This window comes from Microlunatus sp. GCM10028923, assembly GCF_042666975.1.
Classification (GTDB): domain Bacteria; phylum Actinomycetota; class Actinomycetes; order Propionibacteriales; family Propionibacteriaceae; genus Microlunatus.
Genome location: NZ_JBHTFF010000004.1, coordinates 519,737 through 543,911, shown reverse-complemented (window position 1 = coordinate 543,911; position 24,175 = coordinate 519,737). Strand labels below are relative to the sequence as shown.

Sequence of the window (24,175 nt, the reverse complement as noted above, 5' to 3'; positions counted from 1 at the left end):
GGTGCCGCACGCGCCGCGACTGATGGGTGTACGTCGTCAGCTGTCCGAAGGACCCGGACTGCACATCTCGGCCAAGGGCAGCGTGTCTACCGGCACGGTCCACCAACTGAAGTGGGCCGACCGGTTCTGCAGTGAGCACGTGATCGTGAAGCGGTGCGGGGTCTCCAGCAGGATTGCTTCGGCCCGGAAGGTGTCCCGGTCCAACCAACCGCCGGCGCACGCGATCGGCGCCGGATGCTCCGTGATCGCCCACTCTGAGAATCCGACTCGCACGCGAAGGGGATGATCGGATTCGAACAGGTCCAGGTGCCAGTCTGTGCCAGTCTCGATGATCTTGACAGCAAACACCCGGTCCGGATCGGCGACGACGAAAGTCGGAGCAGTCCAACGGGCGGCCGGACCGGCCGGAGTGGACGCACCGGTGGGCGGCGCCAGCGCCAGGGACTCGAGCCTGGCCGAGAGCCGGTCCTCGACGGCCGAACCGGGTTCCGGGACGGCCGTGTCGAAGGCAGGCAACAGGTGTGCCCAGACCCCGTCGAGGATGGCCTGCATGTCATCGGTCCCGGCGGTGATCGCGATCACCGCGTCCTGCTCGGGGAGGACCAGGCAGAACTGCCCGTACAGGCCGTCACCGCGATAGCCGTGCCGGGACATCCAGAACTGGTAGCCGTACCCCTGCCGCCAGTCGGGGTTGGACTCGGCGGGGCTGTCCACCTGGGGTCGGGTCGCCTCTCGTACCCACGCGTCGGGCACCAACGGCCGGCCCTCCCAGCGCCCGTGCTGGAGATAGAGCTGGCCGAGACGGGCGATGTCCTCGGTCCGGGCGTGCAGACCGGTGAAACCCTCCTCGCGCCCGGGCCGGTCGGTCAGCCAGCCGACCTCGCCGATACCGAGCGGTTCGAACAGGCGCGGCCGCAGGTATTCGGTGAGCGGCGTGCCGGCTCGTCGCTGAACCACCGCCGACAGGGCATACGTACACGCACTGTCGTAAGCGAACACTCGGCCGGGTTCCAGCTCCGGAGGCTGCAGCAGGAAACCACGGACGACTTCGTGATGATCGGTTTCCCAGGCCGTCTGCAACATGCCTTGGCGGTGACCGGCGGTCATTGTCACGAGGTGCCGGAGCCGGATCGCTCGACTTCTGGGATCGGTGATATCGGCCTCGAACTCGGGGAAATGGGACACCAGCGTGTCGTCAAGGTCGATCAGTCCCTCCGCCGCGGCGATGCCGGCCGCGGTGGCGGCGAAACTCTTGCTCAGGGAGTAGAGCAGGTGCACCCGGTCGGCGCGGTACGGTGCCCACCAGCCCTCCGCCAGGACCACGCCGTGGCGAACCAGCATGAGGCTGTGCAACTCGATCCCGGGCGTGCCATCCATCGCGTCGAGGAACTCAAGCACCCCGGCGGCGTTCACCTGGTGCGCCGCCGCACTGCCCCGGGGAAGACTTGAACTCACCGTCGCAGCATCGCAGGCGGTCCTCGCTGTCGCCAGCGCTTTACCCGTAGACCATGATCATCTTCGACGCGACAGCGGTCAGCCCCGAGTGAGGAAAGCGCTCAGTTCAGGGTGTTCGGCCAGACGGCCGAGGCGAGCCGCGGCCTGATCAGGGGCGCCGAGCCAGATCGCCAGGGCGTCGGCGCCGGCCGCGGCGAAGCCGGCCGCGGTCTCGGCGATCTCGGCCACCGACTGGTCCTCCCACTGGATCCGGGTGGACAGCCGGAGCGGCCGGTCGGTCAGCTCGCGGATCGCGGCGGCGTCGCGGGCGAAGGTCTCGGGGGTGTGGGCGATGCCCTGCCACTCGTCGGCCCGCTCGGCGACCCGGCGGAACGCGCGCCGGCTGAGCCCGCCGACCATGATCGGGATCGAGCGGTGCGGCTTGGGCTCGAAGACGCCGTACTCGAAGCCGAACCGTTCGCCCGCGAAGGTGGTCTCGCCGCGCCACAGGGCCCGGAGCAGGTCGATGCTCTCGTCCAGCCGGGCGCCGCGTTCGGCGAACGGGACGCCGACGGCCGCGTACTCCTGCTCGTTCCAGCCGGCGCCGAGGCCCAGCACGACCCGGCCGCCGCTGAGCCGGTCGATCGTCGCCACCTGCTTCGCGACCACGAACGGGTTGCGCAGCGGCAGCACCAGGACCGAGGTGCCGAGCCGGATCCGGCGGGTCACGGCGGCCAGGTGGCCCAGGGTGATCAACGCCTCGTAGACGCCGCCGAACCCGGAGTCGGTCCCGTACTCGCCCGGCGGCAGCAGATGGTCCGGCAGATAGAGGCCCGCGAAGCCGGCCTCGTCCGCGGTCCGGGCCAGGTCGACCAGCAGGTCGGGCGACTGATCGGGCGACTCGTCGGGCAGAACGATCTCGAGGTTCACGGATTCAGCGTAGGTCAGGGCCGACGGCGCCCTCGCGGCGGTGGAGCAACTCGGTGCGCACCCGCGCCCGGTCCCGTGGATAGACCCAGTAGAGCGCGGTGATCACCGCGGCGTTGATCAACATCAGGACGACGAGCAGCCACCAGAACACGGACTGGATCCCGATCACTCCGGCCAGCGACCCGGCCAGGTAGCTGAACGCGGCCCAGCCGATCGTCTCGAAGATCGCCAGGAAGATCACGAACGCCTGGGCGCGCAGTTCGGGCAGCACGACCGACATGACGATCGGTCGGTTCACGCCCGGGTTGAGGCCCTGCGCGGCGCCCATCAGGGCCCAGAAGATCGCGTACGTCCCGATCGACGCGTAGTCGAACTGGGTGCCGAAGAAGGCGACCAGCGCGAAGATCACCTGCGCCGCCTGCAGGTACGCGATCCGGCCCCGCTCCGGCACCAGCCGGTCCAGCGCCGAGACGGTCAACCCGCCGCCGACGGTGCCGAGGAAATAGCCGATCCCGAACGGCAGCAGGACGACCGCCGCGACGGCGTTGGTGAAACCGCGCTCGGTGACCAGGAACTGCACCCCGAAGACGCCGATCAGCAGATGCCCGGACAGCAACCGGGACACCAGCATCAGACTGAACGACGGGATCCGGAACAGCCGCAGCGCGTCCTGCCAACGCAGCTTCGGCAGTCCGAGATCACCGGCGCCGGCCAGCTCGTCGTCGGCGCCGCCGACCTTCGGTTCCTTGAACAGGACCAAGATCAACAATCCGACCAGGATCAGGATGCCGCCGATCAGCCACCAGCCCCAGCGCCAGCCGTCCGGGATGCCGGACAACTGGCCGAGCACCGGCGCGATGAACGAACCGAGCAAGGAGGTGATGCCGTAGAAGTAGCCGGTCGCGCGACCCCGGTTCTTGTCCGGGAAGGTGTCGGCGATGACGGCGTTGGAGATCGGGCTGATGCCGACGACGCAGCCGGCCTGGAGCGTCTGCAGCACCACCAGCTGCCCGAAGTTCTGCGAGAAGCCGGACAGCAGGGCCAGCACGCCGCCGACCGAGGTGCTGATCACCAGCGCGGCCCGGCGGGAGGTACGGTTCGCCAGCCAGACCCAGAACGGGCCGAACGGGATGGCGACCAGCCGGCCCAGCGCCGACAACAGGCCGAGGGCGCCGGAGTCGAGCCGGAGCGCGGCGGCGATGGTGGGGAACAGGGCGGTGGTGACGCTGCCCTCGCCGTTGTCGATCACCGTGACGCCGGTCATCGTGGCGAGGTTGCGCCACCGGTGCGGGACCCGGTCGGTCCTGGGCTTACCCGCGGTCGGTTCCGTGGCGTCCGTTCGGAGACTGGTCATGATCATCCTTCGGCAGTGGAGGAGTGAGCGAGGCGAGATCATCGGCGACCGCGGCGAGGGTCCGGTACGGGATCGGCACGGACGCCGCGAGTTCATGGATCGAGGTTCCGGCGACGGCGGTGATCAACTCCGTCTGGTGCAGCTGGGGCAGATGCTCGGCGATCACCCCGGCCGCGGCGGGGATCGCAAGCAACTCGGCGATCGGCGTGTGCAGGCCGTACGTCCCGGCGGTGAAGTCGTCCAGCGGCGGCAGCGGCACGACCGCGTCGGCGGCCCGGCCGGCCTGCTCGGCCGCGAGCAGGTGCTCGGTCGTCACCGGGCCCTCGGCGGGCAGGCCGAGCCGTTCGTACTGGCTCGCCGGCGCGTCCGCGGCCCGCAACGCGTCCACCAGCAGGCCGGCCATCCGCAGTTCGATCTCGTCGTCGACCAGCGGGTGCAGCTGGCCGGGGTCGTTCTCGAGATCGAACAGCAGCGTCCCGAAGGCGTACGGATTCAACAGGGTCGACCGGGCCGTCCGGAGGGTGCGCAGCCCCTTGGTGAACCCGAACGGCGGGGCGAGTTCGGCGTCGGCGAGTTCCTCGACGCTCCACCGGCCGCGCATGTGGGTCGGCATCAGGGTGTACTGCTCCAGCGGAGCGTTGTCGGCCGTCCGCGGACCGCGCAGATAGGCGTAGCGGCCGTCGGTGACGTTGACGTGGCCGCCGTGCACGCCGAACAGGCCCGCCTCGCGACGGGTGTCGCCGTCCAGCACCGCGGCAAGATCAAGTCCCTGCCCGTCGGCGGTCGGCTGCAGCCCGAAGAAGTTGATCAAGGTCGGCGCGAGGTCGATCGTCTGGACCAGGGCGTCGCTCCGCTCGCCGGCCTGCCGGCGCCGCGGATCCCAGCAGAACAAGGGCAGATGGACCAGCTCCTGGAACCACGGCTGGACCACCTTGGCCCACCAGCCGTGCTCGCCGAGCAGGAACCCGTGATCGGTGTTGACGATCAGCAGGGTGTCGTCCCACATGTCGTGGGCGTCCATGAAGTCGAGCACCCGGCCCAGCGACCGGTCGCACATGGACAGCAGCGCGGAATACTCCAGGCGCGCGTGCCGTACCTGATCTTCGGGCTCGGTGACCCGGCGATACTCCGGCCAGTCGAACTCCGGCCCGTCGTACTCGTGCGGGTAGAGGTCCTTGTAGGCCTGGTGCGAGAAGAACGGCTCGTGCGGATCGAAGGTCTCGATCTGGAGGAACCAGTGATCAGCATCGACGTTGGTCTCCAGGAACTCCAGGCCGCCGTCGAAGGTCCGGGTCTGGCAGTGATCGGCCTCGGTCGGCATGTAGCGCCGGTTGATCTTGTCCTGCCGCCGCATCCCGCCGCGCGGGCTGTCCGGTCCGCTCGGCTCGTCGACCACGGCCTTCCACGGGTCGCCCTCCTGGCCGCGATGGAACTCCCAGGTGCTGTAGCGGGTGTGATACGTGGAGCCGCCGTCCTCCCAGTAGTGCGGGTGATCGGAGGTCAGGTGGGTGTGGATGCCGGCCTGCCGCAACTGCTCGGGCATCGAGTCGTCGAACGGTTCCAGCGGACCCCAGCTGCGGTGCAGGAAGTTGTACCGGCCGGTGTGCAGTTCCCGCCGGGCCGGCATGCAGGGGAGCGAGCCGGCGTAGCAGTTGTCGAACGTCACGGTGCGTTCGGCCAGCCGTTGGAAGTTCGGCGCATGGATCGTGTCGCACCCGTAGGGCGGCAGGAAATGCCGGTTCAGGCTGTCGAACATGATCATGATCGCTCTCATCGCGTGCTGGCCTTCCGGTCGGGATCGGGATCGGGAGTACGTACGGGAAGCCGGCCGTCGAGCAGGTCGGCCCGCAGTTCGATCAGGTTCTTGATGTGCTGGTCGATCGCGGCCGCACCGTACTGGTGCATTCGATCATTGAGGGCGACCGCCAGCTCGGCATCGAACGGGACTCCCGGCTCGAAGACCTCGGTCCGGTCCCGGAAGCGGTACTTTGCGACCTGCCGCTGCCGGGCCTCCAGTTCGGTGTCCAGCAGCGCCAGAAGTTGATCAACGGTGAGGAAGCCCGCGAAGTGCAGCCGGACGCCGAACTCGGGATCCTCGAACCGGGTCGGCGGATGGTACGGCCCGGTCAGCCAGTCCAGGAACACGGTCGCGCCCTCGGCGGTGACCCGGAAGATCTTGGCGTCCTGGGCACCCGGCCGGCTCTCGGTCCGGTAGCTGACCCACTCCCGGTCCGCCATCGCGGTGAGCGAACGGTAGACCTGGCTCATCTGGGTGTTGGACCGGAGGAAGCGCCCGTGCGCGTCGAGGAACTTCTTCAGGTCGTACCCGGTGCGCGGGCGGCCCAGCAGGACTCCGAGCAGGATGTATTCGAGCTTCATGGCGGTCCCCGTCGTTGGGAAGTAGTCCACAAGTGGAATGGTTCGAGGGTTCCACTTGTGGAGTACTGATGTCAAGAGCCGCGAGGCGGGCCGATTCCGGCGGCGGGACCCTATATCGTGCTGAATCGGACCGAAGTCCGGCGCCCGCACGCGGAGCGGTGCGGGGGATCTCAAGGGGGGCGTCCCCTTGACCGAAACTGACGTGAGGGCGAGATGATCAAGGTAGGGGTCTTCGGGGCACGCGGCCGGATGGGTGCCGAGGTGTGCCGGGCGGTCGAGGCCGCCGACGATCTCGAGCTGGTCGCCGGGATCGATGTCGGTGACGAACGGTCGGTCGTCGAAGCCGCCGACGTGATCGTCGACTTCACCCATCCCGACGCCGTCATGGACAATCTCGCCTGGTGCGTCGAGCACGGGATCCACGCCGTGGTCGGCACCACCGGCTTCACCGACGAACGACTGGCGGCGCTCCGGGACCAGCTGGCCGCGCGGCCCGAGGTCGGCATCGTGGTGGCCGCGAACTTCTCGGTCGGCGCGATCTTGATGATGCACTTCGCGCAGCAGGCGGCGGCGTTCTACGAGAGCGTCGAGGTGATCGAGCTGCACCACCCGGGCAAGGCCGACGCCCCGTCCGGTACGGCCAGCACGACGGCCCGCAAGATCGCCGAGGCGCGGGCCGCGGCCGGCCTGGACGCTCCGCCGGACGCCACCGTCCAGGAGGTGCCCGGGGCCCGCGGCGCCCAGGTCGACGGTATCCGGGTGCACGGGGTCCGGCTGCGCGGCCTGGTCGCGCACCAGGAGGTGCTGTTCGGCGCCGAGGGCGAGACGCTGACGATCCGGCACGACTCGCTGGACCGGGTCTCGTTCATGCCGGGTGTCTTGGCCGCCGTCCGGGCCGTACCCGCGCGGCCCGGGCTGACCGTCGGCATCGAGTCGATCCTGGGCCTCGGCGGATGACCATTCCGCCGATGACGATCCAGCCGCCACCGCCGAAGCCACGGCGGCGGGGCCGGCTGCTGACGGTGTTGATCATCGCGCTGATCGTGCTGATCTGCCTGGTCGTCGCCGCCGACCGGATCGGCGAGCGGGTCGCCGAGGACCAGGTCGGCGCCCGGCTGCAGGAGCGGATCGGCACCCAGGAACGGCCGAAGGTCGAGGTCGCCCAGGTCCCGTTCCTGACCCAGCTGATCGCCCAGCGGTTCGGCCGGGTGAGCCTGAGCGCCGAGCAGATCCCGGTGTCCGGCGCCTCGGCGTCCGGGACGCTGGACCGGCTGGACCTGGCCCTGGACGACGTACGGATCGGGGAGCGGGAACTGACCGCCGGCACGGTGAACGGCACCGCCTTCGCTGACTACGCCTCGCTCAGCTCGCTCGGCGGCGCCGAGATCCGGTACGTGCCCGAGGGTCGGATCACGATCGACTTCACCGCACCGGTCGGCGGCCAGACCGTCTCCGGCACCCTGACCGGCCGGCCGGTGATCGATTCCGGCCGGCTGTCCCTGGTCGACCCGCAGCTGAAGGTCGGCGGCGTCGACCTGCCGCAGACCCTGGTCGACGCCCTGCTCAGCTCGCTGCTGGGCTCGTTCACCCTGCCTCAGCTGCCGTTCGACCTGACCCTGACCGCGGTCAAGGCGTCGGAGTCCGGCCTGGAGTTCGGCCTGGCCGGGCGCGACATCAGCATCGCGCGCTGACGCCGCCCCGGCGCCGGGTCGACGCGAACGCCAGTAGGTCGAGCGCGGAGGCGGTCTGCTCCCAGCCGAGGCAGGCGTCGGTGACGCTCTGGCCGAACACCAGGCCGGCCCGGCCGGCGTCGGTCAGCGTCTGCCGCCCCGGCACCAGGAAGCTCTCGATCATGACCCCGGAGATCGGATCGCCGGCGGCGATCTGGCCGGCCAGCTCGGTGATCACCTCGGCCTGCCGGACATGGTCCTTGCCGCTGTTGGCGTGGCTGGCGTCGACGACCACCCGGCCCGGCAGTCCCGCCTCGGTCAGCCGCGCGGCGGCCGCGGCCAAGGACGCCGAGTCGTAGTTCGGCCCGGTCCGGCCGCCGCGCAGGATCACGTGCCCGTACTCGTTGCCAGTGGTCGACACCACGCAGGTCCGGCCGGAGTCGTCGACGCCGAAGAAGACCTGGCTCTGTGCCGCTGCCCGTACCCCGTCGACGGCGACGCCGACATCGCCGTCGGTGCCGTTCTTGAAGCCGATCGGCATCGACAGGCCCGAGGCGAGCTGGCGGTGCACCTGGCTCTCCGTGGTCCGGGCCCCGATCGCGCCCCAGCTGATCGCGTCCGCGATGTAGTGCGGGCTGATCGGCTCCAGGAACTCGCAGCCGACCGGCAGGCCGAGGCTGGTGATGTCGCGCAGCACGCTGCGGGCCAGCTCGAGCCCCTCGGCCACCCGGTGGGTGCCGTCCAGGTGCGGATCGTTGATCAGGCCCTTCCAGCCGGCGACCGACCGCGGCTTCTCGAAGTAGACCCGCATCACGATCAGCAGCCGGTCGGCGTGCCGCTCGGCCTCGGCGACCAGCCGGCGGGCGTACTCCAGCGCGGCGTCGGGGTCGTGCACCGAGCACGGGCCGACGACGACCAGCAACCGGTCGTCGTCGCCGCGGAGCACGGCCTCGACCTCCTGCCGGCTCGTCGTCACCAGGCCCTCGGTCTCGGTGCTCAACGGCAGCCGTTCGCGCAGTTCGGCCGGCGACGGCAGGGGTTCGAAACCACGGATCCGCAGATCGTGGGTCTTGATCATGACAGTCCCTATCGGTTGTCCGACGGGCTGGTGAGTTCTCTGCTGGCCAACCCGTCGAGGAATGACGAAAGGCAGAGACATGGGTCTCTGCCTTGTTGGCTCTGGAGGTCTCGCAGGCGTGCGTACTAAGCGGCGGGCTCCTCCAGAGCCAACCCAAAATACGCCTGCCAACGACAACTCACGGCGCCGATGTTAGCGCATACGCTGAACCCGTGGCGAGCTGTGACCGAACCGACCGGGCGTGGATCGACGAGGCCGTGCGCCGGGTCGAGGCGGACGCGAACCGGAGTGCCGACACCCATCTGCACGTGTTCCCGCTGCCGGAACAGGTCGGCGACATCCAGCTCTACCTCAAGGACGAGTCGGTCCACCCGACCGGCAGCCTGAAGCACCGACTGGCCAGATCCCTGTTCCTGTACGCACTCTGCAACGGCTGGATCGGCCGGGACACCACGGTGATCGAGGCCTCCAGCGGTTCGACGGCGGTCAGCGAGGCCTACTTCGCCCGGCTGCTCGGGCTGCCGTTCGTCGCCGTGATGCCGCGCCGGACCAGCAAGGAGAAGATCGCCCTGATCGAGTGGTACGGGGGACGCTGCCACTTCGTCGACCGGGCGCCCGAGATGTACGCCGAGGCGGCCCGGCTGGCCGCGGAATGCGGCGGTCACTACCTTGATCAATTCACGTACGCGGAACGGGCCACGGACTGGCGCGGCAACAACAACATCGCCGAGTCGATCTTCGAACAGCTGGCCGCGGAGCCGCATCCGATCCCGGCCTGGATCGTGGTCAGCGCCGGCACCGGCGGCACGTCGGCGACGATCGGCCGGTACGTCCGCTACCGGCGCCACCCGACCAAGATCATGGTCGGCGACCCGGAGAACTCGGCGTTCCTGGACGGCTGGCAGCTGGACACCTCCGACTACACGACCGGGATGCCGTCCCGGATCGAGGGGATCGGCCGGCCGCGGGTCGAGCCGTCCTTCGTCGGCGGCGTGATCGACGACATGGTCCGGGTGCCCGACGCCGCTTCGATCGCGGCGATGCGCTGGACCACGGACCGGCTCGGCCGCAAGGTCGGCGGCTCGACCGGGACCAACGTCTGGACCGCCCTCGGCGTGATCGCCCGGATGCGTGCCCAGGGCGCGACGGGCAGCGTGGTCACCCTGCTCTGCGACGGCGGCGAGCGTTACGCCGGCACGTATTACGACGACGGCTGGGTCGATGATCAAGGTCTCGACCTGACCGAGCCGGCCGCCCGGCTGGCCACCTTCGAGGCGACCGGCGAGTTCGATCCCGAGCTGTCTTGATCAAGCGCCGTCGCGCCGCCTTCGACAGGCTCAGGGAGAGTGTTCCTAGACTGACCGGGTGAAGGACATCGACGTCATCGGCGTCCTGCAGGAACCGGTGCGGCGCCGGTTGTACGAGTTCGTCGCCGAGCAGCGGGAGCCGGTGAGCCGGAACGCGGCGGCGGAGGCGGCCGGCATTCAGCGGACCCTGGCCGCGCACCACCTGGACCGGTTGGTCGAGGCGGGCCTGCTGGAGACCGAGACCCGCCGCCTGACCGGGCGGTCGGGACCCGGCGCGGGACGCCCGGCGAAGTTGTACCGGCGGGCCGAGACCGAGCATGAGCTCTCGGTGCCGCCGCGCGACTACCGGATCGCCGCGGACCTGCTGGCCGAGGTGGCCGAGGAGGCCCGCCTCGACGTCCAGCTGCAGGAGGCCGCCCGGGCCCGCGGCCGGGCACTCCGCGGGTCCGACGTGCCCGAAGCGAACGAAGTGGCCGAGCTCCTGGTCGCGCGGGGCTATCAGCCGTACGACGACGAAGGTGTCCTGCGGCTGCGGAACTGTCCCTTCCACGTCCTGGCCGAGGCGTACCCGCCGTTGGTCTGCGGGATGAATCTCGGCCTGCTCCAGGGGCTGCTCGAAGGTTCGGGGGTCGAGGTCGCGATGGACGCCCGGCCCGGGCTGTGCTGCGTGGCGATCTCTAAAAACCATGATCATTGACATAGAGATCCGGGTGTGTTGAGGTGAGTCGGTGAGCAGCCACCATCTCGCCGAGCTGAACGTCGGTACCCTCAGGTTCCCGCTCGACGACCCGCGCATGATCGACTTCACGGACAACCTGGCGCCGATCAACGCCCTGGCCGAACGCTCGCCGGGTTACGTCTGGCGGCTGGTCGACGACTCGGAGGTGAGTGCGACGTCGGTGCGCCCGCTCGGCAGCGACGTGATCATCAACCTCTCGGTCTGGACCGATGTCGAGTCGCTGCGGAACTACGTGTTCCGCAGCGGTCACCTCGACTTCCTGCGCCGCCGGACCGACTGGTTCGAGCGCCCGCGCCCCGGCGAGCCCTCGATGGTGCTGTGGTGGGTGCCGGCGGGTCAACTGCCGATGGTCGACGACGCCGTGCGGCGGCTGCAATTGCTCCGGCAGCACGGGTCGACGCCGGAGGCATTCTCGTTCCGGGAGATCCATCCGCCGGTTGTCGCCGAGGTGATCGGCTAGCCGGGCGTGATCATGAAGATCGCGCACCGTCCGGCGGCCTGCTCGAAGTCGTCCGGAGTGATTCCCGGGGTGACTCCGGCCTGGACGAAGAAGTCGACCCCGTGCGGCACCTCGGTCGGGAAGGCGCGCAGCACGGCCCGCTGCTCGGCGGGCTCGGTCACCTCGGTGAGGGTGATCCGCTCCGTCCGGCGGCCGCGGGACAGCAGGCCCCAGCCGGCGGCCCGGGCGTTCCTGGCCCAGTCGCTGCCGGGCAGGCCGGCGATCACGTACCGGCGGCCGTCCACGACGAGCGGCGAGACCGGGGTGGCTCGAAGCCTGCCGGACCGGCGACCGGGTACGGCGATCACGCGCATCGTGCCGAGCGAGAGGCCGAGCCGGTTCAGGACCTTGATCAACGGGTTCGCGACCTTCAGATAGGCCGGCAGTTGGCGTGTTGCGGTCATGGTGATCATCCTCAGAATTGTTTCGACGCTCGAAATATTGAACTTCGGCTAGAATAGTTCGAGTGTCGAAGCAATCAAACTCCCGTGCGGAACTGATCGAGACCATCCAGTACGACGTCGCGGAGTTCCAGCACCTGACCGACACCTACGACGACGCGGCGGCGGCGCTGTTCGGGGTCAACCGCACCGACCTGCGGCTGATCGGGCTGCTGTCGCTGCGGGGACCGCTGACGGCCGGCGACCTTGCCGCGGGAGCCGCGCTCAGCCCGGCCGCGACCAGCACGGCGATCCAGCGCATCGTCGAGGCCGGTCACGCCACCCGCGAACCGGGCGCCGAGGACCGGCGGCGGGCCGTGATCACCCTGACTCCGCGGGCTCGGCGGCTGATCGACAAGGCGTACACGACGATCGCCGAAGCGGGCCGGACCCAGCTGGAGGGCTACAGCGACCGGGAACTACGGACCATTCACGACTTCCTGAGCCGGGGCAACGTGCTGCTCGAGGAGTCGGCGCGCTCGTTGCGCCGCTCGACCCGGCCGCGCCGGACCTGAGCTCCGTTGATCACCAGCCGGCCATCAGCAGGTACGGCGGCGCGTGCAGATGATCACGGCGGTTCGGCAGGATCCAGTGCAGGTTCGACACCGCCGCGACCTGGGCACAGCCGCGGACCAGCTCCGGGTCGTACCCGGTGATCGCACAGAGCTGATCCACCCGACGGCGGAGCGAACGGTCGGGATCGCCGGTCGCGGCCGCGTCCGACCAGCGATTGCGCAGTAACGGGATCGGCTCCCATTCGCCGATGCCGATCGTCGGGAACGGGTCGATGCCGATCCAGGCCGGCTCGTCGTCGGGCAGCGCGTGCAGGACATTGCCGAAGTGAAGATCGTTGTGCAACAGGCTCTGCCGGGCCGTCGCCAACTGATTACGGAGTTCGGCGATGCGTTCGCGAGCTCGGTCCAGCTGGTCGACCGGAACCGGGCCGTCGTCGGACAAGCCGTCCTCGATCTGATCCAGCTCCGCGGCCAACGGGCTCGGGCCGGGCACCGGGGGAGTGCCGGCGATGCCGACCAGGATCCGGCCGATGATGTCGACCGCCTCGTCGATGTCCGGATGATCTTCGAGGGACCGGCTCGGGTCGAGTCGGGGGAGCAGGACGACCCGGTCCTCGTCCGAGGTCGCAATCGGAGTGATCATCCTCGGCTCGCCGGGGCGGTGATCTTGACGGGCCCAGGCGTTCAGGGCGGCGGCCTCGCCGTCGATCCAGCTGACCGGTGGCGTGACCTTGAGCACAGCTCTCCGCCCGGCGGAATCGACCACCGGCCAGGCGATCGAGATCCAGCCGTGCATCGCCGCGCCGTCCGGGAACACTCCCCAGCGCTCGGCGTACCGGACCGCGGTGTCGCGCAGACCGGGGAGCCAGCCGGCCGCGCCGGGCATGTCGGCGACCTGCTCCCGGTAGGGCTTCGGGAGCTCCCACGGCGGTCGGCCGAGGTCGGCTTCGGAACCGGTCACCGCGTCACTGTAGCGTCGGGATCGTGAACAACGAGATCGCCGATTCGGTACGACTCGCGCTGCCGGGCGAGGCTGCCGCCATCGCCCAGATCCAGCGCCGCGTCTGGCTTGATCAACTCGGGCCGGAACGGGCCCAGCCGATGCTGGACACGCTCAGCGAGGAGCAGGCCACCGAGGCCTGGCACGCGGCCATCGCCCGGCCGCCGCAGGCCCGCTGCCGGGTCCTGGTCGCGGTCGAGTCCGACCGGCTGACCGGCTTCGCCACCACCCGGCCGAGCGACGACCCGGATGCCGACCTGGCCGGCGACGGCCTGATCGACGAGTTCGGGATCGACCCCGCGGCCCGCAACCGCGGCCACGGCTCGCGGATGCTGAACGCCGTCGTCGACACGCTGCGGGCCGATGGCTTCACCAGGGCCACCCTCTGGATCCTGACCACCCAGGACGACTTCCGCAGCTTCCTCACCGCCGCCGGCTGGGCTCCGGACGGCGGCCACCGGGAGATCGGCACCGACGACGAAGCGGTCCGGATCAAGCAGATTCGGCTGCACGCCGCCATCGCCGAGGAGTGAACCGGCTGGCTCAGGAATTGCTCAGGATTGGCACTTGTGCGATCTGAAGAGACCTGGCAAGATCCTCATCACGAGTCCGCGGTTACCTGAACCCCCGAGCAGGTAACCGCGGACTCACCCCAACTCCCCCTGGTCGCCGCTGATGCGGCATCCCCCCAGGGGGTTCGTTGTTTTTGTGCGGGGGCCGAGCCCCCGCAGGCCCCGCGATCTGGGGTTGGGTTTGGCGGTGGGGTGCGGTTGTTGCGGGGGTAGAGCCCTGCCGGCACCGCGATCTGGGGTTGGGATGGGTGGTGGGGTGCGGTTGTTGCGGGGGTCGAGCCCCGCAGGCCCCGCGATGCGGGGTTGGGTTTCGCGGCGGTGGCACCTTTCGCGATGGTGCTGCGGACTCCCGCTGGTTCGGAGGGTTCACCTCTTCTTGTAACGTTCGTCCTTGTGGCAGCCTCAAGCTTGCAGACCCCGCCGAAGCTGAAGTCGGGAAATCTGCGCATCATCCCGCTCGGCGGCCTCGGCGACGTCGGACGAAACATGGCCGTGCTCGAATACGGCGGCCAGTTGTTGTTGATCGACTGCGGAGTGCTGTTTCCCGAAGACGATCATCCGGGGGTCGATCTGATCCTGCCGGGCCTGGATGCGATCGCCCACCGGCTCGACGACATCGCGGGGCTGGTGCTGACGCACGGCCACGAAGATCACATCGGCGCGGTGCCGTACCTGCTCAAGCAGCGGGCGGACATTCCGCTGATCGGGTCGAAGCTGACCCTGGCGCTGGTGCAGGAGAAGATCAGGGAGCACCGGATCCGGGGTGCCCGGCCGCGCGAGGTGACGGCCGAAAGCACGTTCACGGCCGGGCCGTTCGAACTCGAGTTCATCGCGGTGAACCACTCGATTCCGGATGCCCTCGCCGTCGCGGTACGGACTCCGGCCGGGCTGGTGCTGCACACCGGCGACTTCAAGATGGACCAGCTGCCGCTGGACGGCCGGCTGACCGACCTGCGCGCCTTCGCCCGGCTCGGTGAGGAGGGCGTCGACCTTCTCATGATCGACTCGACGAACTCCGAGGTGCCGGGATTCACCACCCCGGAGAAGGACATCAACCCGGCGCTGCAGCGGGTGTTCAGCACCAGCAAGCAGCGGGTCATCGTCGCCTGCTTCGCCTCCCACGTACACCGGGTGCAACAGGTGATGGACGCAGCGGTCCTGCACGGCCGGAAGGTGGTGTACGTCGGCCGGTCAATGCTGCGCAACATGGGCGTCGCCCGCGACCTCGGCTACCTCAAGGTGCCGGAGAACACGCTGATCGAACTGCGGGACATCGACAACTACCGGCCGGACCAGGTGGTGATCATCTCCACCGGGTCGCAGGGCGAACCGCTCTCCGCGCTGGCCAGGATGGCCAACAAGGAACATCCGGTGATCAGCCTGAAGTCGGGCGACACCGTCGTGCTGGCCAGCTCCCTGGTGCCCGGCAACGAGAACGCGGTCTACCGCGTGATCAACGGGCTGAGCCGGCTCGGCGCCCAGGTGGTGCACCGCGGCAACGCGCTGGTGCACGTGTCCGGGCACGCGTCGGCCGGCGAGTTGCTCTACTGCTACAACATCATCAAGCCGAAGAACGTGATGCCGGTGCACGGCGAGATCCGGCACCTGATCGCCAACGGCGACCTGGCCATCGCGACCGGCGTACCGCCGGAGCGGACGATCATCGCCGAGGACGGCGCCGTGATCGACCTGGCCAAGGGCGTCGCGCGGGTGACCGGCAAGATCGACGCCGGCTACATCTTCGTCGACGGCTCGACCGTCGGCGACATCAGCGAGGACGCCCTGACCGATCGCCGGATCCTCGGTGAGGAAGGGTTCATCTCGGTGATCGCGGTCGTCAACACCCACGCCCAGAAGATCGTTTCCGGCCCGGACATCCACGCCCGCGGCTTCGTCGAGGACGAGAGCGTCTTCGAGGAGGTACGGCCGCTGATCGTCTCCGCGCTCGAGGACGCGCTGCGTGACGGGGTCGACGACATCCACCGGCTGCAGCAGGTGATGCGGCGACAGCTGGGCAAATGGGTCAGCGACACCCACCGTCGCCGGCCCATGATCATTCCGCTGGTCATCCCGACCTGACCATGATCGGGTCCGGCGGCCGGCTGCTGCTCACCGGCGGCGCCGGCGTGGTCGCTCAGCTGCTGCGCCCGATGCTGCGGGAACGGTCCGAGGTCGTCCTCGCCGATCTTCGGCAGCCACCGACCCCGCCGGCCGCGGGCGAGACGTTCCGGCCCGGCGATCTGCGCGACCCCGGGTACGCGGACGAGATCACCGAGGGCGTCGACGCGATCGTGCACCTCGGCGGCCAGGCCAGTCCCGGCGCCGACCCGGCAGAGCTGTACGAGGTCAACGTCGGAGGCACCGCGACGCTGCTCGAGGCGGCCCGGCGGCGCGGCGTGCCGAGACTCGTGATCGCCAGTTCCGTCCATGCCTGCGGCGGCTACAACACGACCGCCGACTGGCCGGTGCACCCGGACCGGCCGGTCCGGCCCTGCTGCCCGTACGGGGCGAGCAAGGGGGCCATGGAGGTGCAGGCCCGGCTGTACAGCGACGAGGTCGCCGACGCCCGCGTGGTCTGTCTGCGGTTCGCCCTGGTCGGCCATCCGCTGACCTGGCGTCCCGACGCGCGCGCCTACCTGGCCGACGAGGACCTGCTGACCCTGATCGCCGCCTCGCTGCAGACCGACCTGGCCTTCGGCTGCTACTTCGGCGCCTCCGACTGCCCGGACCCGCGTTACGACGTCGGGCCCGGCCGGGCCCTCGGCTGGCAGCCGAAGGTATGGGTCTCCGCAACCGGCCTGCCCGGCGGAGCGCCGGCGCCGCAACGCTGCCGCCTCTGGCCGGTGGACCCGGACGGCTGATCATGACGGCGGGGTCCGGGTCGGCGTTGATCACGCGGTGGGAGGGCGAGTCCTGGCGCGCGGAAGCCGCGGCCTGGATCCAGGCCCAACTCCGGGCTGCCGGACTGACGGCGACGGGTCCGGTGCTGCCGCAACTGATCCGGCCGTGGTCGGTCCACCTCACCGTGCCGACCGACCGCGGGCGGTACTGGTTCAAGGAGAGCTGCCCGGCGATCCGGTTCGAGGCCGGCCTGATGGAGTGCCTGGCGCGGCTGGTGCCCGGCCGGATCCTCGAACCGCTGGCCGTCGACGCCGAACGCGGGTGGCTGCTCAGCCCGGACGGCGGGCGGACCCTTGATCAGTCCGAGCTGACCGGCGAGGAGTACGGCCGGGTGCTGGCCGACTTCGGCGAGCTGCAGCGCCTTCTGGCCGGACACCGCGATGATCTTGTCGCCGCAGGGCTGCCGGAACTGCCCGCGACCAGGGCCGCCGATCACTTCGAGCAGCAGCTGCGCTACCTGGTGCGGTTGCCCGATGATCATCCGTCCCGGGTGGACCCGGACGTGGTCGCCGCCGCGCTCCGGAACCGTCCGATGATCATGGAGGCGGCGCGCCGGCTGGCCGAAGGGCCGGTGCCCGATTCCCTGCAGCACAACGATGTCCAGCCGGCGAACACGTTCGAGGACGCCGGTGGTGGGGTGCGGTTCTTCGACTTCGGCGACGCGCTGTGGAGCCACCCGTTCTGTGTGCTCGACGTCGCGGTCTACCGGGTCGCGCAGCACTGGAACTGTGATCGCGACGACCCGAGGATCCGCCGGGCCGTCGACCGCTACCTCGAGGTCTGGACCGCAGCGGCGCCCCTGCGGGACCTGCGTTCCCTGGTGGGGCCGGCGCTGACGATCGCGCGACTGCAGCGCTACAACTCGTGGCACCGGGCGATCCCGTACATGCCGGACGACGAACTGCGCCGGCACGCCGGCTATCCCGAGGCCCTCGCCGGACGGGGCGGTGCGGAATGATCAAGGTACCCGAACGGCTGGCCGAGTCGGTGCTGCGCGACGTCGACGGGGCTGCGGAGTGGATCGACGGGTTCCCGGAGCTCGCCCGCGGCTATCTGGAACGCTGGTCCTGCGAGCCCGACGGCGAGGTCAGGGCGGGTGGCGTGGCCGTCGTGATCCCGGTCCGTTCGCCGTACGGCCCCGCGGTGATCAAGATCTCCCCGCCGCATCCCGGCAACGCCGACGAGCACCGGGCGCTCCGGCTCTGGAACGGCAGCGGCGCGGTCCGGCTGCACGACTGCGACGCCTCCGGCTTCGCCCTGCTGCTCGAACGGGTGACGGACCGAACCCTCGACGTCGACGTGGACGAGGCCGTCGCGATCGGCGGCGAGCTGTCGGCCCGGCTGGCCGTACCGGCGCCGGCGGGCATCAAGCGTCTCGCCGACACCACGGAGGAGTGGGAGCAGCAGCTGCACGATGATCATCGGTCGGCCGGCGTCGAGCTCCCGGCACGGGTGTTCGATGCCGCCGTCGAGACCGTACGTGATCTTGGTCGGGACCGCACCGCGACGATGCTGCACGGTGATCTTCACGAGGGGAACATCCTGCACGCGGAACGGGGCTGGGTGGTGATCGATCCCAAGGGGATGTCCGGCACTGCCGCCTACGACGCGTTGACCGTCTGCGTCTACCGGCTCCCGGCGAGCGAGCTGGTCGCCGAACTGCGGCGCCGGATCATGATCTTCAGCGAAGCCGCCGGAGTGGACCCGGACCTGTCCCGTCGCTGCGTCCAGGCGCGAGCCGTGACCGGCCTGCTCTGGGACCTGGACCGCGGCGACGTGCCGAGGACCAGGAACTACGAGCTCCGCCTCCTGGTGTCCGAAGGCCTGCTCGACTGATCGACTGAGTGCCCTGAGCCTGTCGAAGGGCCAAGCCGGATCGGGCCTTGCCCTTCGACAAGCTCAGGGCGCGACGATGCGTACCCGTCAGCGATCCTGATTCAGCACCCGGACCGTCGCGGCCGGAGTGGTCAGGGTCGGGAAGCCCTCGATCGGATGGTGGCGGCGGATCTCGGGCGGCCACCGGTCGATGAACCACCGGGCCCGGAAGGCGGTCAGGCCGGCGGCCTCCGCGCCGGCCAGTTCATCGCTGCCGCCGTCGCCGACGAAGGCCGTGCGACCCGGCGGGGTGCCGAGGTTGCGGCACGCCAGCCGATAGATCGCCCGGTCCGGCTTGGCGACGCCGGCACGGAAGGAGAAGACGACGTCGTCGAACAATTCCCGGTACGGGCTGTCCGGCCAGCCGGCCACCTCCTCGACCGCGCAGTTGCTCACCACTCCCAGCCTCAGCCCGGACGCCCGCAACTCCCGCAGGGCGCCGACCACCTCGGCGTCGGCCGTCGTCACCGACCGCGCCTTCGTCGCCCGTCGCTCGGCATCCAGCGACTCGACGGTCCGGGGATCGGGCGGAACTCCCGCCGCCCGGCACGCCTCCCGCAGCACGTCCCGGAAATCCAGCGCCGACGTCATCCGGTCCCGCTGCCTGGCCCGCCAGACCCGTTCGAAGACCTCCGCGGGGATCCCGAGTTGCTCGGCCGGGGTCGGCCGGGGGCGCCAATGCGGGTCGAACTCGGTGATCAAGGTCTCGTACAGGTCGAAGATCACCGCGCCGAAGCGTGTCACCGTCGACAGGCTAACCGGCCGGGCACATCAAAAAGGCCCGTTCCGTGCGGGAACGGGCCTGATGATGGAGCGATGGGTCAGCGAGCGACCTTGCCGGCCTTCAGGCAGGAGGTGCACACGTTGACGCGCTTGGTGGCGCCACCGGAAACCGCGGCCCGCACCCGCTGGATGTTCGGGTTCCAACGGCGCTTGGTCTTCTTCTTCGACCAGGGCACGTTGTTGCCGAAGCCGGGGCGCTTGGCGCAGATGTCACATACGGCAGCCACTGGATTACTCCCACAAACGTTTCGGTACGGTCAACGAAGCAGTCGGCCCTCTCGGGCAACCGCTGAATCGTACCCGATCGCCCGATGCCAGAGCGAATCGAGCTCTCGCCTGCGTGGAACCCGCCGCGGCCGCGACCGGCTCAATAAGGTGAGAGCCGTGTCCACCCCGTCACGGCCCATCGTGCCAGAACCGGCGTACGCCGCTCTGGTCGCGTGGCTCCGCCGTGCCCGGGACCTGGTCGCGGCCTCGGCACCGGCGATCGACGCGATCAACGTCTTCCCTGCGCCGGACGCCGACACCGGGACCAACGTGACGCTGACCCTGACCGCCGTGGTCGACGCCGCCGACGCGGGACCGGCCGCGCTGGGCGGCACCGCCGTGGTGGCCGCGCACGGCAACTCGGGGGCGGTGATCGGCCAGATGGTCGCGGTCGCGGCCGCCCGGTTGCCGAACCTCGCGGCCGGCGAACCCTGCGGGCGCTGGCTCGCCGCGACGTTGCGGGAGGCGACCGCGGCGGCGACCGCGGCGGTGGCCGACCCGGTCCGGGGCACCGTGCTCACGGTCGCGGCCGCCGCGGCCGAAGCCGCCGCCGACGCCGGGAACGACCCGCTGCAGGTCGCCCGGGCCGCCGAACGGGCGGCGAGCGAGGCGCTGGACCGGACGACCGACCAGTTGGCCGAGCTGCGAGCCGCCGGGGTCGTCGACGCCGGGGGACTGGCCTTCCTGCTGCTGCTCCGTGCCCTGGTCGAGGTGCTCGGCGGCGAACCCGCCCGCCCGCTTCCCGCGCCGGCGGCGGGCGACCGCACCCCCTCGACCCGCCCGGCCGACACCTGCGAGTACGAGGTCATGTATCTGCTCGACGGCGCCGAACCGGCCGAACTGGACCGGCTGCGGACCCGACTGTCCGAGCTGGCCGATAGCGTCGTCGTCGTGACCGCCCGGACTCCGAGCCGCACGGCCAAGGTCCACGCCCACCTGACCCGGCCGGCGCAGGCGATCGCGCCCGGCCTCGCCGCCGGTACGGTCAGCGCGCTCCGGGTGACCCCGCTCGGCAGGGCCGCAGCCACGACCGGGCGCCGTCCGCTGGTGATCGTCGACGACCCCGGACAGGACGACCTGGTCCGGGCCCACGGCGGCCGGCCGGTGCCGCAGGACGATCTCGATCCGGCCGAACCGCTGCCGGCCCGGCTGGCCGCCGAACTGGCCGGCTCCGGACCGGAAGTGATCATCGTGCTGCCGGCGACCGCCGAGCCGGCCCTCCGGACCGCGATCGCCGCCGCCGGCCAGGACCGCCGGGTCGAACTGATCAGCTGCACCGGATCGGTGCCGGCCCTGTCCGCCCTCGCGGTGCACGAACCGACCGCCGGGCTGGCCGAGGCGGCCGCCGCGATGCGGCTGGCGGCGGCCAGAGTCCGTACCGCCTCGGCAGGATCCGCCGCCGACGCCTGGTCCATGATCACCACGCTGGCGGCCGGCCGGGCCGAGTTGATCACGGTCATCGCGGACCCGGCGGCGGCGTCCGCCAACGCCGATCTCGGCCGCCGGATCGCCGCCGCCTATCCCGGCGCCGAGATCGAACTGCTCACCGGACGGCACCGCGGTGACGCCTTCCTGATCGGGGTCGAACCATGATCGACACCTGGCAGACCGAGACCTTCACCCGGCTGGAGACGAAGCTGTCGTCGGTGATCGGCAAGGCGACCCCGTTCGAGAAGCTCAAGATCAACACCGTCGGCGACCTGCTGATGCACCTGCCGCGCCGCTACATGGACGGTACGGAGCTCAGCGAGCTGTCCACCCTCACCCCCGGCGAGGAGGTGGCCGTCGTCGCCGAGGTGCTGGACGCCCGGGCGTACAACCTGGACAGCGGCCCCGGCTACTCGGCCCGGAAGCCGCGGCTGGAGGCGACGATCACCGACCGGAAGGGCCGGCTCAAGCTCGCCTTCTTCGGCAAGCCGCCGTTGATCATGCACTGGCAGCGGGTGCTGCAGCCCGGTGCCCGCGGGATCTTCGCCGGCAAGGTTCGCGAGTTCAACGGCGCGCTCCAGCTGGCGCACCCCGACTTCGTGATCATCGACGAGAACGGCGCGGTGATCGCCGGCGCCAAGCGGAACGCCGACCTGGCCAAGGTGACCGGGACCAAGCTGCTCGGTCTCTACCCGCAGACGGCCAAGCTGCCGACCTGGTCGATCGCGGCGACGATGGGGCTCGCGCTGGACTTCCTGGACGACGTCGAGGACCCGCTGCCGCCGTCGCTGCGGCTGGAGGCGGGCGTGATCGGCCTGGCCGACGCGTACCGGGCGGTGCACCGACCGACCGCCAAGGCCGAGGCGGCGGACGGTCGCCGGCGGCTCCAGTTCGACGAGGCGTTCGCGCTGCAACTGGCCATGGCCCGGCGCCGCGCCGACGCCCGGTCGCACGGCTCGACGCCGAGGCCGCGGCGGGCGGACGGCCTGCTGGAAGCGTTCGACGAGCGGCTGCCGTACCGGCTGACGGACGGGCAGACCGAGGTCTCCGACGTGATCATGGACGAGCTGAGCCGGCCCTACCCGATGCAGCGGCTGCTCCAGGGCGAGGTCGGCTCGGGCAAGACGGTGGTGGCGCTGCGCTCGATGCTGGCCGTGATCGACGCCGGCGGCCAGGCCGCGCTGCTGGCGCCGACCGAGGTGCTCGCGGCGCAGCACTTCCAGACGATCACCAAGCTGCTCGGCGACCTGGGGCACGGCGGCGGCCTGCTGGCCGGGGCGGCCGGCGGCACCGAGGTCGCGTTGATCACCGGCTCGATGTCGGCCGCGCAGAAGCGGGAGGCGATGCTGCGGGCGGCCTCCGGCGACGCGGGCATCGTGATCGGCACCCACGCCCTGCTCGGCGAGCGGATCCAGTTCGCCGACCTCGGCCTGGTGGTGATCGACGAGCAGCACCGGTTCGGCGTCGAGCAGCGGGCCGCGCTGACCGCGAAGGCGGAGTTGCGGCCGCACGTACTGGTCCTCACCGCCACCCCGATCCCGCGCTCGGTCGCGATGACCGTCTTCGGCGACCTGGAGGTGTCGACGCTCACCGAGGTGCCGGCCGGGCGGGCCGACGTCTCCACCGTCCTGGTCGACGCCAAGGCGAAGCCGGCCTGGGTCGACCGGGCCTGGCAGCGGGTGGTGGAGGAGGTCGGCGCCGGCCGGCAGTCGTTCATCGTCTGCGCCCGGATCTCGGCCGACACCAAGCCGGCCCGCACGGGGGAGGACCTGCCGACCCCCGAGGATGCCGAGCCGGCGATCGCCGCCGAGGACCTGTACGCCGAGCTGACCGCCGGCCCGCTGAAGGACCTGCGGGTCGGGCTGCTGCACGGCCAGCAACCGGCCGACCAGAAGGACGAGACGATGCGGTCCTTCGCCGCCGGCGACCTCGACGTGCTGGTCTCGACCACGGTGATCGAGGTCGGCGTGGACGTACCGAACGCGTCGGTGATGGTGATCTGCGACGCGGACCGGTTCGGCATCTCGCAGCTGCACCAGCTGCGCGGCCGGATCGGCCGGGGCGAGCACCCGGGCGTCTGCCTGCTGCTGACCCGGACCCCGCCGGACACCACCGCCAGGGAGCGGCTGTCCGCCGTCGCCGCGACCCGGGACGGCTTCGAGCTGGCCCAGATCGACCTCGAGCAACGGCGCGAGGGCGACGTGCTCGGCGCCAGCCAGTCCGGGGTGCGGTCGAGCCTCCGGCTGCTCCGGGTGCTGGACGACCGGGACCTGATCGAACAGGCCCGGGAACTGGCCGAACGGGAACTGGCCAAGGACCCCGAGCTGAGCCGGCCGGGCCTGGCCGACCTGGTCGCCCAGGTCGAGCGGCGCGCCGCCGGCGACTGGCTGGACCGGACATGAGCGGAGCGTGCGGATGAGCCGGATCGTCGCCGGACGGTACGGCGGCCGCAGGCTCAAGCAACCCGTCGGCGACCGGACCCGGCCGACCACGGACCGGGTCCGCGAGGCCCTGTTCGCGATGCTCGCCTCCTGGGCCGGTGCCGGCGGCGACGCGGGCGAGTCGCTGGCCGGGCTCTCCTTCCTCGATCTGTACGCGGGCTCCGGAGCGGTCGGGCTCGAGGCGGCGTCCCGCGGCGCCGACCCGGTGCTGCTGGTCGAGGCGGACCAGCGGACCGTGCGCGGCGTGATCCGGCCCAACATCGCCGCCCTCGGCGCCCGGGCTTCGGTCCGGGCCGGCCGGGTCGAGCAGGTGGTGCGGGCTCCGGCACCGCTGGCGTACGACCTCGTCTTCGTCGATCCGCCGTACGAACTCGGCAGCCCGGACCTGTCCGGGGTGCTGGCCGACCTGGTCGGCCAGGGCTGGGTCGCCGACGACGGGCTGATCGTGGCCGAACGCTCCCGCCGGTCGCCCGAGCTGACCCCACCGGGGCCGTACACGGAGGTCGGGACGCGACGCTACGGCGAGACCGTGCTGACCACCTTCAGCCGCCCGGTACCGTGAA

At 70.7% G+C, this 24,175-nt stretch carries 24 protein-coding genes; 14 read left to right on the top strand and 10 right to left on the bottom strand.

What is annotated here, in order from left to right:
- Positions 1-36: 36 nt before the first annotated feature.
- From ACFQU4_RS12760 to ACFQU4_RS12740, 5 genes are all read right to left on the bottom strand, one after another.
- Positions 37-1,455 (bottom strand): serine hydrolase domain-containing protein, encoded by a 1,419-nt coding sequence (locus ACFQU4_RS12760; RefSeq protein WP_377492036.1) that lies wholly within the window; start codon positions 1,453-1,455, stop codon positions 37-39.
- 78 nt (positions 1,456-1,533) lie between these two features.
- Positions 1,534-2,364, bottom strand: a complete 831-nt coding sequence (locus ACFQU4_RS12755) for a TIGR03619 family F420-dependent LLM class oxidoreductase (protein WP_377492033.1) — start codon at positions 2,362-2,364, stop codon at positions 1,534-1,536.
- Positions 2,365-2,368: 4 nt separating this feature from the next.
- Positions 2,369-3,718 (bottom strand): MFS transporter, encoded by a 1,350-nt coding sequence (locus ACFQU4_RS12750; RefSeq protein ID WP_377492030.1) that lies wholly within the window; start codon positions 3,716-3,718, stop codon positions 2,369-2,371.
- Entirely contained in the window at positions 3,675-5,480 is a 1,806-nt protein-coding gene (locus ACFQU4_RS12745) for a sulfatase-like hydrolase/transferase (RefSeq protein WP_377492027.1), read from the bottom strand. The genes ACFQU4_RS12750 and ACFQU4_RS12745 overlap by 44 nt, the downstream gene beginning before the upstream one ends.
- Positions 5,481-5,488: 8 nt before the next feature.
- Positions 5,489-6,127 carry a PadR family transcriptional regulator gene (locus tag ACFQU4_RS12740; protein WP_377492024.1) on the bottom strand — a complete coding sequence of 213 codons (639 nt, stop codon included), beginning with the start codon at positions 6,125-6,127 and terminating at the stop codon, positions 5,489-5,491.
- Positions 6,128-6,310: 183 nt separating this feature from the next.
- Here ACFQU4_RS12740 and dapB point away from each other — a divergent pair, with 183 nt between their 5' ends.
- Together dapB and ACFQU4_RS12730 are read left to right on the top strand one after the other, a co-directional pair.
- A complete protein-coding gene (dapB, locus tag ACFQU4_RS12735) occupies positions 6,311-7,054 on the top strand; it encodes a 4-hydroxy-tetrahydrodipicolinate reductase (protein ID WP_377492020.1) in 744 nt (247 codons plus the stop codon).
- An 11-nt stretch (positions 7,055-7,065) separates the two neighbouring features.
- Positions 7,066-7,788: a DUF2993 domain-containing protein gene (locus ACFQU4_RS12730; protein ID WP_377492017.1), complete on the top strand. Its 723-nt coding sequence runs from the start codon at positions 7,066-7,068 to the stop codon at positions 7,786-7,788.
- On the opposite strand, the gene ACFQU4_RS12725 is transcribed toward ACFQU4_RS12730, so the two are convergent.
- On the bottom strand, positions 7,772-8,845 hold the full coding sequence (locus ACFQU4_RS12725) for a 3-deoxy-7-phosphoheptulonate synthase (RefSeq protein ID WP_377492014.1): 1,074 nt from the start codon (positions 8,843-8,845) through the stop codon (positions 7,772-7,774). The genes ACFQU4_RS12730 and ACFQU4_RS12725 overlap by 17 nt on opposite strands.
- A gap of 212 nt (positions 8,846-9,057) precedes the next feature.
- Between ACFQU4_RS12725 and ACFQU4_RS12720 the strand changes: the two genes are divergently transcribed.
- Genes ACFQU4_RS12720 through ACFQU4_RS12710 form a run of 3 tightly spaced genes read left to right on the top strand, consistent with a single transcriptional unit; the run spans position 9,058 to position 11,351 of the window.
- Positions 9,058-10,152 (top strand): PLP-dependent cysteine synthase family protein, encoded by a 1,095-nt coding sequence (locus tag ACFQU4_RS12720; protein ID WP_377492011.1) that lies wholly within the window; start codon positions 9,058-9,060, stop codon positions 10,150-10,152.
- A 58-nt stretch (positions 10,153-10,210) separates the two neighbouring features.
- The gene (locus ACFQU4_RS12715; protein ID WP_377492008.1) at positions 10,211-10,849 is read left to right on the top strand and encodes a helix-turn-helix transcriptional regulator; all 639 of its coding nucleotides are present in this window, start codon (positions 10,211-10,213) and stop codon (positions 10,847-10,849) included.
- 31 nt (positions 10,850-10,880) lie between these two features.
- Positions 10,881-11,351, top strand: a complete 471-nt coding sequence (locus ACFQU4_RS12710) for a DUF3291 domain-containing protein (protein ID WP_377492005.1) — start codon at positions 10,881-10,883, stop codon at positions 11,349-11,351.
- Here ACFQU4_RS12710 and ACFQU4_RS12705 read toward each other — a convergent pair.
- Positions 11,348-11,794 carry a deazaflavin-dependent nitroreductase gene (locus ACFQU4_RS12705; protein WP_377492002.1) on the bottom strand — a complete coding sequence of 149 codons (447 nt, stop codon included), beginning with the start codon at positions 11,792-11,794 and terminating at the stop codon, positions 11,348-11,350. The two genes, ACFQU4_RS12710 and ACFQU4_RS12705, sit on opposite strands and share 4 nt — an antisense overlap.
- 62 nt (positions 11,795-11,856) lie before the next feature.
- On the opposite strand from ACFQU4_RS12705, the gene ACFQU4_RS12700 reads away from it, so the two are divergent.
- Complete coding sequence (locus ACFQU4_RS12700; RefSeq protein WP_377491999.1) at positions 11,857-12,345, top strand: MarR family winged helix-turn-helix transcriptional regulator; 489 nt, start codon at positions 11,857-11,859, stop codon at positions 12,343-12,345.
- A gap of 10 nt (positions 12,346-12,355) precedes the next feature.
- On the opposite strand, the gene ACFQU4_RS12695 is transcribed toward ACFQU4_RS12700, so the two are convergent.
- Positions 12,356-13,306 (bottom strand): aminoglycoside phosphotransferase family protein, encoded by a 951-nt coding sequence (locus ACFQU4_RS12695; RefSeq protein WP_377491996.1) that lies wholly within the window; start codon positions 13,304-13,306, stop codon positions 12,356-12,358.
- Positions 13,307-13,329: 23 nt separating this feature from the next.
- On the opposite strand from ACFQU4_RS12695, the gene ACFQU4_RS12690 reads away from it, so the two are divergent.
- The 5 genes from ACFQU4_RS12690 to ACFQU4_RS12670 all read left to right on the top strand — a co-directional run bounded on the left by ACFQU4_RS12690 (position 13,330) and on the right by ACFQU4_RS12670 (position 18,654).
- Complete coding sequence (locus ACFQU4_RS12690; protein WP_377491993.1) at positions 13,330-13,878, top strand: GNAT family N-acetyltransferase; 549 nt, start codon at positions 13,330-13,332, stop codon at positions 13,876-13,878.
- 432 nt (positions 13,879-14,310) lie between these two features.
- On the top strand, positions 14,311-15,996 hold the full coding sequence (locus ACFQU4_RS12685; RefSeq protein ID WP_377491990.1) for a ribonuclease J: 1,686 nt from the start codon (positions 14,311-14,313) through the stop codon (positions 15,994-15,996).
- Positions 15,936-16,778, top strand: coding sequence for an NAD-dependent epimerase/dehydratase family protein (locus ACFQU4_RS12680; protein WP_377491987.1), 843 nt, complete (start codon positions 15,936-15,938; stop codon positions 16,776-16,778). Before ACFQU4_RS12685 ends, ACFQU4_RS12680 begins: the two co-directional genes overlap by 61 nt.
- 2 nt (positions 16,779-16,780) lie before the next feature.
- Positions 16,781-17,776 (top strand): hypothetical protein, encoded by a 996-nt coding sequence (locus ACFQU4_RS12675; RefSeq protein ID WP_377491984.1) that lies wholly within the window; start codon positions 16,781-16,783, stop codon positions 17,774-17,776.
- Positions 17,773-18,654, top strand: coding sequence for an aminoglycoside phosphotransferase family protein (locus ACFQU4_RS12670; RefSeq protein WP_377491981.1), 882 nt, complete (start codon positions 17,773-17,775; stop codon positions 18,652-18,654). The genes ACFQU4_RS12675 and ACFQU4_RS12670 overlap by 4 nt, the downstream gene beginning before the upstream one ends.
- An 87-nt stretch (positions 18,655-18,741) precedes the next feature.
- Here ACFQU4_RS12670 and ACFQU4_RS12665 read toward each other — a convergent pair whose 3' ends face one another.
- Entirely contained in the window at positions 18,742-19,437 is a 696-nt protein-coding gene (locus ACFQU4_RS12665) for an HAD family hydrolase (RefSeq protein WP_377491978.1), read from the bottom strand.
- Positions 19,438-19,514: 77 nt separating this feature from the next.
- On the bottom strand, positions 19,515-19,703 hold the full coding sequence (gene rpmB / locus ACFQU4_RS12660; protein WP_377491975.1) for a 50S ribosomal protein L28: 189 nt from the start codon (positions 19,701-19,703) through the stop codon (positions 19,515-19,517).
- Positions 19,704-19,860: 157 nt separating this feature from the next.
- Here rpmB and ACFQU4_RS12655 point away from each other — a divergent pair, with 157 nt between their 5' ends.
- From ACFQU4_RS12655 to rsmD, 3 genes are read left to right on the top strand one after another with little or no spacing between them, the layout of a single operon-like run.
- Positions 19,861-21,336, top strand: coding sequence for a DAK2 domain-containing protein (locus ACFQU4_RS12655; RefSeq protein ID WP_377491972.1), 1,476 nt, complete (start codon positions 19,861-19,863; stop codon positions 21,334-21,336).
- Entirely contained in the window at positions 21,333-23,573 is a 2,241-nt protein-coding gene (locus tag ACFQU4_RS12650; RefSeq protein ID WP_377491969.1) for an ATP-dependent DNA helicase RecG, read from the top strand. Before ACFQU4_RS12655 ends, ACFQU4_RS12650 begins: the two co-directional genes overlap by 4 nt.
- Before the next feature lie 13 nt (positions 23,574-23,586).
- Positions 23,587-24,174, top strand: coding sequence for a 16S rRNA (guanine(966)-N(2))-methyltransferase RsmD (gene rsmD / locus ACFQU4_RS12645; protein ID WP_377491966.1), 588 nt, complete (start codon positions 23,587-23,589; stop codon positions 24,172-24,174).
- Position 24,175: the final 1 nt, after the last annotated feature.

Coding starts and splice junctions, on each gene's coding strand:
- ACFQU4_RS12750 (WP_377492030.1), bottom strand. CDS start 3,718: ATGACCAGTCTCCGAACGGACGCCACGGAACCGACCGCGGGTAAGCCC.
- ACFQU4_RS12745 (WP_377492027.1), bottom strand. CDS start 5,480: ATGATCATGTTCGACAGCCTGAACCGGCATTTCCTGCCGCCCTACGGG.
- dapB (WP_377492020.1), top strand. CDS start 6,311: ATGATCAAGGTAGGGGTCTTCGGGGCACGCGGCCGGATGGGTGCCGAG.
- ACFQU4_RS12730 (WP_377492017.1), top strand. CDS start 7,066: ATGACGATCCAGCCGCCACCGCCGAAGCCACGGCGGCGGGGCCGGCTG.
- ACFQU4_RS12725 (WP_377492014.1), bottom strand. CDS start 8,845: ATGATCAAGACCCACGATCTGCGGATCCGTGGTTTCGAACCCCTGCCG.
- ACFQU4_RS12705 (WP_377492002.1), bottom strand. CDS start 11,794: ATGACCGCAACACGCCAACTGCCGGCCTATCTGAAGGTCGCGAACCCG.
- ACFQU4_RS12680 (WP_377491987.1), top strand. CDS start 15,936: ATGGGTCAGCGACACCCACCGTCGCCGGCCCATGATCATTCCGCTGGT.
- ACFQU4_RS12675 (WP_377491984.1), top strand. CDS start 16,781: ATGACGGCGGGGTCCGGGTCGGCGTTGATCACGCGGTGGGAGGGCGAG.
- ACFQU4_RS12670 (WP_377491981.1), top strand. CDS start 17,773: ATGATCAAGGTACCCGAACGGCTGGCCGAGTCGGTGCTGCGCGACGTC.
- ACFQU4_RS12650 (WP_377491969.1), top strand. CDS start 21,333: ATGATCGACACCTGGCAGACCGAGACCTTCACCCGGCTGGAGACGAAG.
- rsmD (WP_377491966.1), top strand. CDS start 23,587: ATGAGCCGGATCGTCGCCGGACGGTACGGCGGCCGCAGGCTCAAGCAA.